Source organism: Acidobacteriota bacterium (assembly GCA_016184105.1).
GTDB lineage: Bacteria > Acidobacteriota > Vicinamibacteria > Vicinamibacterales > 2-12-FULL-66-21 > JACPDI01.
On record JACPDI010000025.1, the window covers coordinates 23,939 to 34,530 of the forward strand.

The 10,592-nt window shown below is 66.3% G+C and carries 9 protein-coding genes and 1 tRNA gene; 9 read left to right on the top strand and 1 reads right to left on the bottom strand.

From position 1 onward, the window contains the following. Positions 1-4: 4 nt before the first annotated feature. Positions 5-379, bottom strand: coding sequence for a winged helix-turn-helix transcriptional regulator (locus HYU53_09550; protein ID MBI2221439.1), 375 nt, complete (start codon positions 377-379; stop codon positions 5-7). Between the two features lie 102 nt (positions 380-481). On the opposite strand from HYU53_09550, the gene HYU53_09555 reads away from it, so the two are divergent. The 9 genes from HYU53_09555 to HYU53_09595 all read left to right on the top strand — a co-directional run. Further along, the gene (locus HYU53_09555; protein ID MBI2221440.1) at positions 482-1,336 is read left to right on the top strand and encodes an arsenite methyltransferase; all 855 of its coding nucleotides are present in this window, start codon (positions 482-484) and stop codon (positions 1,334-1,336) included. Further along, a complete protein-coding gene (locus HYU53_09560) occupies positions 1,333-1,749 on the top strand; it encodes an arsenate reductase ArsC (GenBank protein MBI2221441.1) in 417 nt (138 codons plus the stop codon). The genes HYU53_09555 and HYU53_09560 overlap by 4 nt, the downstream gene beginning before the upstream one ends. A gap of 19 nt (positions 1,750-1,768) precedes the next feature. Continuing rightward, complete coding sequence (locus HYU53_09565; protein ID MBI2221442.1) at positions 1,769-4,243, top strand: glutamate--tRNA ligase; 2,475 nt, start codon at positions 1,769-1,771, stop codon at positions 4,241-4,243. Positions 4,244-4,535: 292 nt separating this feature from the next. Next, entirely contained in the window at positions 4,536-4,760 is a 225-nt protein-coding gene (locus HYU53_09570) for a general stress protein (GenBank protein MBI2221443.1), read from the top strand. 156 nt (positions 4,761-4,916) lie between these two features. After that, positions 4,917-5,534, top strand: coding sequence for a DNA-3-methyladenine glycosylase 2 family protein (locus HYU53_09575; protein MBI2221444.1), 618 nt, complete (start codon positions 4,917-4,919; stop codon positions 5,532-5,534). A 29-nt stretch (positions 5,535-5,563) separates the two neighbouring features. Continuing rightward, positions 5,564-8,830 carry a PD40 domain-containing protein gene (locus tag HYU53_09580; protein ID MBI2221445.1) on the top strand — a complete coding sequence of 1,089 codons (3,267 nt, stop codon included), beginning with the start codon at positions 5,564-5,566 and terminating at the stop codon, positions 8,828-8,830. Between the two features lie 139 nt (positions 8,831-8,969). Next, positions 8,970-9,043 (top strand) — tRNA-Gln (locus tag HYU53_09585). Positions 9,044-9,348: 305 nt separating this feature from the next. Continuing rightward, positions 9,349-9,969, top strand: a complete 621-nt coding sequence (locus HYU53_09590; protein MBI2221446.1) for a hypothetical protein — start codon at positions 9,349-9,351, stop codon at positions 9,967-9,969. A gap of 44 nt (positions 9,970-10,013) precedes the next feature. After that, the coding region (locus tag HYU53_09595; protein ID MBI2221447.1) for a hypothetical protein at positions 10,014-10,592 on the top strand (579 nt) is incomplete at its 3' end.

Genomic DNA, 10,592 nt, shown 5'->3' on the forward strand with positions numbered 1-10,592 from the left:
GCTCCTAGCGTCCGCAGCAGCCGAGGACCTTGAACTTGAGCCCGCTGCGCGGGCGCGCGCCGGTGCGCTTTTCCAGGCGTGCCGCGTCGCGTTCGACCGATGGCGCGTGATGGACCCAGTGCGCCGCCGAGTCGAGCACGGCCTGAACCACCGGGTCATTTGCGTTCGCGACGCTGTAATACACCCAGAGCCCCTGCTTCCGGGTCGTGACGAGCCCGGCGTTCCGCAGGTAGGCGAGGTGGCGCGAGACCGTCGGCTGCGGCAGGCCCAGGCTCTGATGGATCTCGCAGACGCAGACTTCGCCCGCCGCGAGCAGCCCCAGAATCCGCAGCCGGGTGCAGTCGGCCAGCGCTTTGAAGACCTCTTCCAGCCGCTGAATGGCGTCGCTCACGAAAACATTATATTCGCCTTGACGTATATATCCAAGCCGGCTATATTCGCCTGAGCGAATACACTTGTTCCACGAGAAGAGGAGCGTCAGATGGGAACCTCATCGGCCGACCTGAAGAACGCCGTCAGGGAGCGTTACGGCGCCGCGGCCGCACGCGTCGCACACCAGGAAAAGACGGGCTGCTGCGGGCCGTCCAGCTGTGGCTGCTCGAGCGGGGACGCGGCAGCCTCCGATCCCATCACCCGGGATCTCTACGACGTGTCGGAGATCGCATCCCTTCCGGCTGACGCCGTTGCGGCGTCGCTCGGCTGCGGAAACCCGACGGCGCTCGCCACGCTCCGCGAAGGGGAAGTGGTGCTCGACCTCGGGTCGGGCGGCGGCATCGACGTGCTCCTCTCCGCGCGCCGCGTCGGACCCACGGGCAAGGCGTACGGTCTCGACATGACCGACGAGATGCTCGCGCTCGCGCGGGAGAACCAGCGCAAGTCCGGCCTCACGAACGTCGACTTTCTCCGCGGCGAAATCGAGAACATCCCGCTCCCGGACAACTCGGTGGACGTGATCATCTCCAACTGCGTGATCAACCTGTCGGGCGACAAGGACCGCGTGCTGCGCGAGGCGTTCCGCGTGCTGAAGCCCGGCGGCCGCTTCGCCGTGTCGGACATCGTCCGCCGTGATGGCGCCGGCATCCCCGCCGACGTGCAGCGCAATCTCGAGCTGTGGGCCGGCTGCATCGCCGGCGCGCTGAGCGGCGAAGACTACAGGTCCAAGCTGGCGGCCGCCGGTTTCGGCGCGGTCGGCATCGAGGTGACGCGCGTCTACCACGCGGACGAGGCGCGCAGCTTCATCGAATCGGCGGGACTGGATTACGATGCGATCGCGCCCGCGGTGGACGGCGCGTTCCTGAGCGCGTTCGTGCGGGCGGTGAAGCCCGCATCACGATGAACATTCTCTTTCTCTGCGTCGGCAACTCGGCTCGCAGCCAGATGGCGGAAGGGCTCGCGCGGCATCTGTTCGGGGATGCCGCCCACGTCCAGAGCGCCGGCAGCGCGCCGTCGAGCGTCAACCCCCTGGCGATTGCCGCGCTGGCCGAGCTCGGCATCGACATCTCGGGCCACCGATCGAAGCCTGTCGGTTCGGTGAAGACCTCGGATGTCGACATCGTCATTACTCTCTGCGCGGAGGAGGTGTGTCCCACGCTTCCCATCAAGGTTGAGCGCCTGCACTGGCCGCTGGCGGACCCGTCCTTCGTCGCGGGTACTGACGACGAGCGGCTGCAGCGTTTTCGCGAGACGCGCGACGAGATTCGTTCCCGGCTGCTGAGGTTCGGCGCGGAGCGCGGGCTTCTCAGGCGCTGAAGTTGCACAGCTCGGCGGCGTGTGGAAGAAGCCGCTGGCCGCGCGGGTCGCCATCCTGGGTGTCATCGCGCTTGGCCTCCTCATCGCCCAGGACCAGGCGACGTTCCGGGTCGAGAGCCCGCACGGCGCCGACAGCGCGGCGTTTCCGCCGTTTGTCGCCGCGCTGACGGGCGCGGCGCTCACCAGCGGCAACCGCTTCGCGCAGCTTGTCGACGGCGAGCAGATCTTTCCGCGCATGCTGGAGGCGGTTGGGCAGGCGCGGGAGCGGATCAGCCTCGAGACCTACATCTACGAGCCCGGGCAGATTGGATCGCAGTTCGACCGCGCGCTCGAGGCCGCCGCCAGGCGTGGCGTGCGCGTGAACATCGTCTTCGACGCGATGGGATCGCCAGAGGTCGAGCGGGAAACAGTCCCGCGGCTCGCGGCGGCCGGCGCCCGAATCGCGCTGTTCAACAGGCCCGCCTGGTACACGCTCGAGGAGGTCAATTACCGAACCCATCGCAAGATCCTCGTCGTGGACGGTCGCGTCGGCTTCGCCGGCGGCGTCGGCGTATCCGACAACTGGATCGGGCGCGTCGAGGACGGCAAGCACTGGCGCGATACCCAGTTCGAGATCGTCGGGCCCGCCGCCAGGTACCTCGAGGGGGGCTTCTCGGAGAACTTCATCGAAGCCGCGGACGCGCCCGTCACGCCTGACATCGGCAGTTCCCTGCCGGAAATCGGCGCCTCCGATCAGACCGTCGTCATCTGGAGCTCGCCGACCGGCGGCGGGAACGCCCTCAAGGCGCTGTACCTGCTCTCCATCGCCGCCGCGAGGCGCACGCTCGACATCGCGTCCCCCTACTTCCTGCTCGACGAGTCCACGACGTATGCGCTCGACCGGGCGGTGCAGCGGGGCGTCAAGGTCCGCGTGCTCGTCGAGGGGGACGTGACCGACGCCAAGCCGGTCAAGTACGCGAGCCGCGCCGCCTACGAGCGCCTGCTGCAGCAGGGGATTGAGATCTACGAATACCAGCCGATTAAATACAATAGAAGGATGGCACCACGCGTCCGCTTCGCGCCGTCGCCCACCGGGTACCTGCACGTCGGCGGCGCCCGTACCGCCCTGTTCAACTGGCTCTTCGCGCGGCGCCATGGCGGCACGTTCGTGCTTCGGATCGAGGACACCGACGTCGAACGGTCGTCGGCTGAAATGGTGGAGGGGATTTTCGACGGCCTCCGCTGGCTTGGCCTGACCTGGGACGAGGGTCCCGGCGCCGGCGGTGCGCACGGCCCCTACTTTCAGTCGGAGCGGCTCGACAAGTACCGCGCGATGGCGCGGCGGCTCGTGGAAACCGGTCACGCGTACTACTGCTACTGCAACCCCGAGGATCTCAGGCGCCAGCGCGAGGAAACGGAACAGGCGGCCGGCGGGTGGAAATACCCGCGCACGTGCTGTGCGCTGTCACCGGAGCGGACCGCGGAGCTCGAAGCCGCCGGCGCCCCGCGCGCGATCCGTTTCAAGGTACCGGACGCGGGCGCGACGACGTTCCGCGATCTCGTGCACGGCGACATCGCGATCCCGAACGACACGATCGAGGACTTCGTCGTCCTGCGGTCCGACGCGCATCCCACGTACCACCTGTCGGTGGTCGCCGACGACATCGACATGGCCATCACGCACGTCGTCCGGGGAGACGATCACATCTCGAACACGCCCAAGCAGGTGTTGTTGTACGCCGCGTTCGGCGCGCCGCTGCCCGCCTTCGCGCACGTGCCGTTGATCCTTGGCCCCGACAGGAAGCGGCTGAGCAAACGGCACGGCGCGACGTCGGTGATGGAGTACCAGAAGCGCGGGATCCTGCCCGAGGCGATGTTCAACTTCCTCGCGCTGCTGGGGTGGTCGCCGGGAGACGATCGCGAGGTGATGACGCGCGTGGAACTGACCGCCGCCTTCGCCCTCGAGGGGATCAGCGGCGGCAATGCCGTGTTCAACCCCGAAAAGCTGGAGTGGTTCAACCAGCAGCACATCATGCGGATGGATCCCTCCGAGATCGCACGGCGGATCGAGCTGCCGCTGCGCGCGGCGGGGCTGTGGCGCGAGGAGTACCGCGGCGCGCTTCGCGGCTGGTTCCACGAGGTGATCGAGCTGCTCAAGCCGCGCGCGAGGACGCTCGCCGACTTCGTCGATCGCGGGATGCCGTTCTTCAGCGATCAGATCGTCCGCGACCACGCGGCCGCGCAGAAACACCTGTCCGACCCCGAAATCCTCGCCCACCTGTCCGCCCTGCGGCGGCGATTCGACGAGCTCGACGTGTTCGAGCCGGAGATCCTGGAGGCGGCGCTCCGGTCGACCGCGGAGGCGCGCGGCGTCAAAGCCGCCACCCTCATTCATGCCACCCGCGTGGCGGTCACAGGCCAGGCCGTCAGTCCGGGACTGTTCGAAGTTCTTACGCTCATTGGCAAGCCGCGGGTACTGCGGCGCCTCGAGGAAGTCGAGCAGCACGCCGCGTAGGTGAGGCGGAATTTACCCAAACCGTGAAATTCCTGCGGCCGTGTCGAGGAGATGACTCGGCCGTATGCGGCTCAACAGGCAGTCCAGCTCCACGTGAGGCACCCCGACGGCGCAGTTCTCCCCAGCAGTTTCCCTGGTGGTAGACCGCTTCTAAGTCTAATTTAATCAGCCACTTCGTGGCACCGGCGTTGCAGTTGTGCTCGGTGCGGTGGATGTCCGCGGGCGCGGGACCCGCCTGCGGCGCCGCCCCGGAGGAGGAACAGTGGCGAAAGAAGATCGCGGTTTCGCATCGATGGATCGTTCGAAGCAGCGCGAAATTGCCAGCAAGGGAGGCAAGGCGGCGCATCAGAAAGGGACCGCCCACGAGTGGACGAGCGACGAAGCCCGCGAGGCGGGACGCAAGGGCGGTCTCGCGAGCCACCGGAAGCGGCGCGAGCGAATGGCGGCCACACAGGGAGACAGCACGTCGGAGGTGCCGCCCACCAGTGTCGATCGATCGATGACCGACGACGAGTAGCCGGCGCCCGGGCGGGCAATCCTCAAAAGTACAGATCGCGTCGGACGGCCTCGGGCCTGGCGTCGGAGAACGCCAGCCCCGAGGCCTCTTTCTCCCGGCGCGCCATCGCCCTCACGCCGCGCGCCTGCGCGGCAAATCGAATATTCTTGTTCGTCTGTGACCCCAGACGACTACCGGAGGGCGACGCGCCTGCTCGCCCGGCGAGATCCCGTCATCCGCGACCTGATTCGCAAATACGGCCCTTGCGGGATGGCAGACGCGCAGCGCCCCGATCACTTCTCCGCCATCGTGAAGTCGATTACGGCGCAGCAGCTCTCCGTCAAGGCCGCCAGGACGATTTACGGGCGCATCGCCACGTTGTTTGATGGCGGCACGCCCACGCCGGGGGGCCTCGCCGCCATGTCCGATGACACTCTGCGCGCCGCGGGCCTGAGCCGGCAGAAGATCGCCTACGTGCGCGATCTTGCGGCGAAGGTGCTCGACGGCACGCTGCCGCTCGATGCGCTCGATGCCATGACGGACGAAGCCGCGATCGAAGCGATCACCCGCGTGAAAGGGCTGGGGCGGTGGTCCGCGGAGATGTTTCTCATGTTCCGGCTGCACCGGCCCGACGTGATGCCGGTCGATGATCTGGGGATCGTCAACGCGATGATGCGGGCGTACGGGTTGCGCAAGAAGCCGAAGGCCGAGCGGGTGCTGAAGATCGCCGAGCCGTGGCGGCCGTACCGATCCGTGGCGTGCTGGTATTTGTGGAGAAGCCTGGAGAATTCGTAGTGGCCAGAGGTCAGGTACGAGGGTGATAGATGAAAAGAGCCTGGTTTGTTGCGGGAATGCTGACCGCCCTTGCGCTGCCGCTCGGGGCGCAGCAGGGCGATCAGAAGAAGAAATGGGACGTGAACGATCCGCTTGGCCCTACCTCGAAGGTCGAGTTCGACACGACCGAGGGGACGTGGATGAACGTGGACGTCAGCCCGGACGGCCGCACGGTCGTCTTCGACCTGCTCGGCGACATCTACACGATACCCGCGGCGGGCGGCGGCAAGGCGACGCGCCTGACGAGCGGCGCGCCGTTCGACATGCAGCCGCGGTTCAGCCCGGACGGGAAGCGGATCGCGTTCTCCACCGATCGCGATGGCCTCTGGAATATCTGGGTCATGGAGGCCGACGGGAAGAACGCGAAGCAGGTCTCGTCGGAGAAACGCTGGTTCGTCAACAGCCCGGCGTGGTCGCCTGACGGCCACTACATCTTCGCGCGCCGGCACTTCGTCAAGGAACGATCGCTTGGCGCCGGCGAGATCTGGATGTTTCACGCCGGCGGGTCCGAGGGGCTCCAGGTCACCGAGCGCAACGGGTGGCAGAAGGACGCCGGCGAGCCGGCCATCTCGCCCGACGGGAAATACCTCTATTACAGCAAGGACGTGACGCCCGGCCAGGCGTTTGAATACAACAAGGATCCGTACGGCGGGATCTACGCCATCATCCGCCGCGACCTCGCCACGGGCAAGGAACGCACGTACATCAACCGGCCCGGCGGCTCCATCACGCCGCGCCCGTCGCCCGACGGCAAGTACCTGGCGTTCATCCGCCGCGTCGGCTTGAAGAGCCTGCTCTTTCTGCACGACATCGAGACCGGCGACGAGTTCCCGATTTTCGATCGCCTCGACAAGGATCTCCAGGAGGCATGGGCGATCCACGGCGTCTACGCGCAGTACGCGTGGACGTCCGACAGCAAGGCCATCGTGATCTGGGGCGAAGGCACGATCTGGAAGGTTGACGTCGCCGCGAGGACGGGGGAGCCGGTTCCCTTCAGCGCCCGCGTCGAGCTGACGATCAACGAGGCGCTTCGCTTCAAGCAGAACGTCGCGCCGGACGAGTTCCCCGTCCGCATGCTGCGCGACGTGAACACGTCTCCCGACGGCAGCGCGGTGGTCTACAGCGCACTCGGCCGTCTGTACAGGAAACCCCTGCCCGGCGGACAGCCCGCGAAGCTGACGAAGGACGCCGCCGACTGGGCCTCGCAGTGGCTGGAGTTCGACCCGTCGTTCTCGCGTGACGGCAAGTGGATCGCGTACTCGGCCTGGAACGACCGCGACTTCGGCCGCGTCCGAGTTGTTGCCGCCGACGGCAGCGGCACGCGCGACCTCGTCGCCACGCCGGGACACTACGCGGACCCCGAGTTCTCGCCCGACGGGCAGTGGATCGTGTTTCGAGCTGTGCGTGCCGACGGCATCCGCGCCATCACGCGCGCCGAGGACACGGGCATCTTCGTCGTCCCCGTGAAGGGCGGAGAGCCGCGGAAGGTGAGGGATGCCGGCGCGGATCCGCAGTTCGATCACACGGGGAAGCGCATTTACTTCCGGGACCGCCGCGGAGAGAAGTTCGTGCTCGCCAGCGTGGACCTCGACGGCAGCGACGAAGCGGTGCACTTCCAGTCGGACAACGCGACGCAGATCGTGCCCTCGCCCGACGGGAAGTGGGTGGCGTTCGCGGAGCGGTGGCGTGCCTACGTGGGCACGTTCCCGCGGACGGGTCGCCCCGTCGATCTCGGCCCGAACGTGAAGGGATATCCGGTGGCGCAGATATCGCGCGACGCGGGGATGTACCTGCATTGGTCCGGCGACAGCCGGCAGGTGCACTGGGCCCTGGGGCCGGAGCTGTTCACGCGTGATGTCTCGAGGAGCTTCGCCTTCCTGAACGCAGGAGACCAGGAGTTCACGCCGGCCGAGCCGGAGAGCAAGGGCGTGTCGATCGGGTTCTCCGTGAAGGCGGACAAGCCATCCGGAACCATCGCGCTCGTGGGCGCCCGGATCGTCACGATGGCGGAGGCCAGAGGCCGGAGGCCGGAGGCCAGGTATCAGGTCATCGACAACGGCACCATCGTCGTGCGCGACAATCGCATCGAGGCCGTCGGCTCGAACCTCGGCGTTCCCTCCGGCGCCAGGCGCATCGACGTGAAGGGGAAGACCATCATCCCCGGGCTCATCGACGTGCACGCCCACCTCGGCGGCGAGAGCGACGGCATCGTCGCGCAGGCCGCGTGGCCGCTCGTCGCGAACCTGGCGTACGGCGTGACGGTGTCTCACGATCCGTCAAACGACACCGAGACGGTCTTCACCAACGCGGAGCTGGTGCGCGCGGGGATGAAGCTGTCGCCGCGGCTGTACTCGACGGGCACGATCCTCTACGGCGCGGAGACACCGTTCAAGGCGGTCGTCGACACGTACGACGATGCGCTGTCGCACCTGCGGCGGATGAAGTCGGTCGGCGCCATCAGCGTGAAGAGCTACAACCAGCAGCGGCGCGACTCGCGGCAGATGATCATCAAGGCGGCGCGCGAAACCGGGATGATGGTCGTCCCCGAGGGGGGCTCGCTTCTCTACATGAACGAGTCGCAGGTCATCGACGGCCACACCGGTGTCGAGCATTCCCTGCCCGTGCCGGTTCTCTACAACGACGTCGTCACGCTCTTCGCGAAGAGCCAGAGCGGCTACACGCCGACCATGATCGTGGGCTACGGCGGATTGTCGGGCGAGTATTACTTCTACCAGCACCACAACGTCTGGGAGAACAGGCGCCTGCTCACCTTCGTTCCCGGCGACGTCGTCGTGCCGCGCTCGCGCCGCCGAACCATGGCGGCGGAGGATGATTTCAACCACGTGTTGATCGCGAAGGGGGCGAAGAAGATCGCGGACGCGGGAGGGCTCGTGCACACCGGCGCCCACGGCCAGATCCAGGGCATCGGCATGCACTGGGAGACCTGGATGTTCGCGCAGGGCGGGATGTCGCCGATCCAGGCGCTCGCTGCCGCCACGATCAACGGCGCGAGGTACCTGGGCATGGACGCGGACGTCGGCTCGCTCGAGCAGGGCAAGCTCGCCGATCTGGTCGTGCTCGACAGAAATCCGCTCGACAACATTCGCAACACGGATTCGGTGCGGATGGTCATGCTGAACGGCCGGTTGTACGACGCCGCGACGATGGATGAAATCGCGCCGACGCCGCGCAAGCGACTGCCGTTCTACTGGGAAAGAGGGCGGACGAGGGTTCTGACGGATGGTTCTGACAAGTAGGTTCGGCACGGCTGGTTCTGCGCGACTCGTTCTGCACGGGAGGTTCTGCACGATTGGTTCGGCCGGAAGGTTCCGGACCCCGGTAGAACCACCCGGTAGAACCTGTTAAAGTAAGAGGTTCCTGCCCGCCTCAAATTGCTGGGAGGTCGTTCAACGGTAGGACACGTGGCTCTGGACCACGTTATCGGGGTTCGAATCCCTGCCTCCCAGCCACTTAATCCCTTCAACAACAGCGACTTACGGCGCTCTTCGGTGGACGCCGATCGCCCGGTCTTCGACCCACGTTATCGGCCTCGGCATCGTCTCGCCGCAACCGAATGACCATCAGCGAGTTAGAGAGCCGGCGGCAAATCGCGCGGTCTTTCACTGAGACACGAATGAGACACCTTGGCGGGCGATCAGGAAAACAGCAGCTCACTGTCCGTCAGGTCGAGCACCAGCGCGGCGCCGTGGCGCTCAGGATAATGAGTGGGCGCGGGAATCGTTGCGAACGACCCGCGAACTCTGAGAGGACCGTCATGCCAGATGAAAACGTGTGCGGGCGCTGTGGACAGCCGCTGAAATCACACGAGAGCATTTCTGTGGCGAACGTCGGTATCCGCTGCTACCGGTGCTTCAACGACGAGACGGCAGCGATGATGGGCGTCGACTTTGATAACACGCCGTTGCAGCCAGTCACCGTCTCGGATGCCGATGGCGTCGAGCACACGTTCGAGTTTCGATCGATGCTCGTGGTTACGGGTCACGCCCTGCACGCGCGAGAGCGCGTGCCCGAGGGGCAGGAAGGCTACGAGTTCTCAGTCCTCGGCGACTTCAACGACAACGCGTGGGATCTGTTCAGAGTGTTGTACGGCCGGATTCAGCACGGACTCGCGGTCCGCCATGTCGAGCGAGGCGAACTGGGTTGGCGGATCACCGACGCACGTCATCTCGTCGGCCGCATCACCTGGGATCCTGACCGCGCTGGGGAGGTCCCGCTGTTGGTGATCGATGGCCGACCGTTCACCTGGGACCAAGTCGGCCGGATGTTGATGTCCTTCGAGGGCTTCACCCTCCGGGCGTTCGTTGGCGACAGCATCGAGGTCATCGGAGGCCCACTCCTGGAAGACGAGGACAACCCTGAATCGGGAACGGCTTGATTCTCGACCCGCGACGATGCCATCGTCGTCGTCGGGAATCGGACATGGATGCGCGGAGGACGAAGGGGTCGCTTGTTTCACGGATCACAACGTCGCCGGGCATCCCTGACTCTGTCCATCAGCTCGCTGTCGACCACTCCGAGCGCGACTCGGTATTGCTGGACGCGGTGCGTCGGAGCGGCTGGTTCGACGTGCGGATGGAACGTCTGGCTACCGGCGATTACGTGGTGAACGGCGAAGTGCTGGTCGAGCGAAAAACCATTCGTGACCTGGTCGCCTCGCTGGTTGACGGTCGTCTGTTTCCGCAGGTGGCACGATTGGCTCACAGCCCCTACCGATCGCTGCTCCTGATCGAAGGTCCGACGCCGTTCTCGCTGCCGGACGTGCATCACCACTCGGTGGAAGGAGCACTCGTTTCGATCGCCGCCATGTGGCGGCTTCCCGTGCTGCAATCATCCGACGCGGAACAATCGACCCGCCTCCTGCGGTTCCTGGCGGAGCAGGTGCGCGGACCACAGGAGCGAATCCTGCGGCGATTCGACAGGAAGCCGAAACGTCTTGCATCGAGGCGGCTTTTCCTGCTGCAGGGGCTGCCAGGAGTGGGACCCGCGCTTGCACACCGG

Excerpts from the sequence above, each read along its gene's own strand:
- HYU53_09555 (MBI2221440.1), top strand. The coding sequence starts at position 482 with ATGGGAACCTCATCGGCCGACCTGAAGAACGCCGTCAGGGAGCGTTAC.
- HYU53_09560 (MBI2221441.1), top strand. The coding sequence starts at position 1,333 with ATGAACATTCTCTTTCTCTGCGTCGGCAACTCGGCTCGCAGCCAGATG.
- HYU53_09570 (MBI2221443.1), top strand. The coding sequence starts at position 4,536 with ATGGATCGTTCGAAGCAGCGCGAAATTGCCAGCAAGGGAGGCAAGGCG.
- HYU53_09580 (MBI2221445.1), top strand. The coding sequence starts at position 5,564 with ATGAAAAGAGCCTGGTTTGTTGCGGGAATGCTGACCGCCCTTGCGCTG.
- HYU53_09590 (MBI2221446.1), top strand. The coding sequence starts at position 9,349 with ATGCCAGATGAAAACGTGTGCGGGCGCTGTGGACAGCCGCTGAAATCA.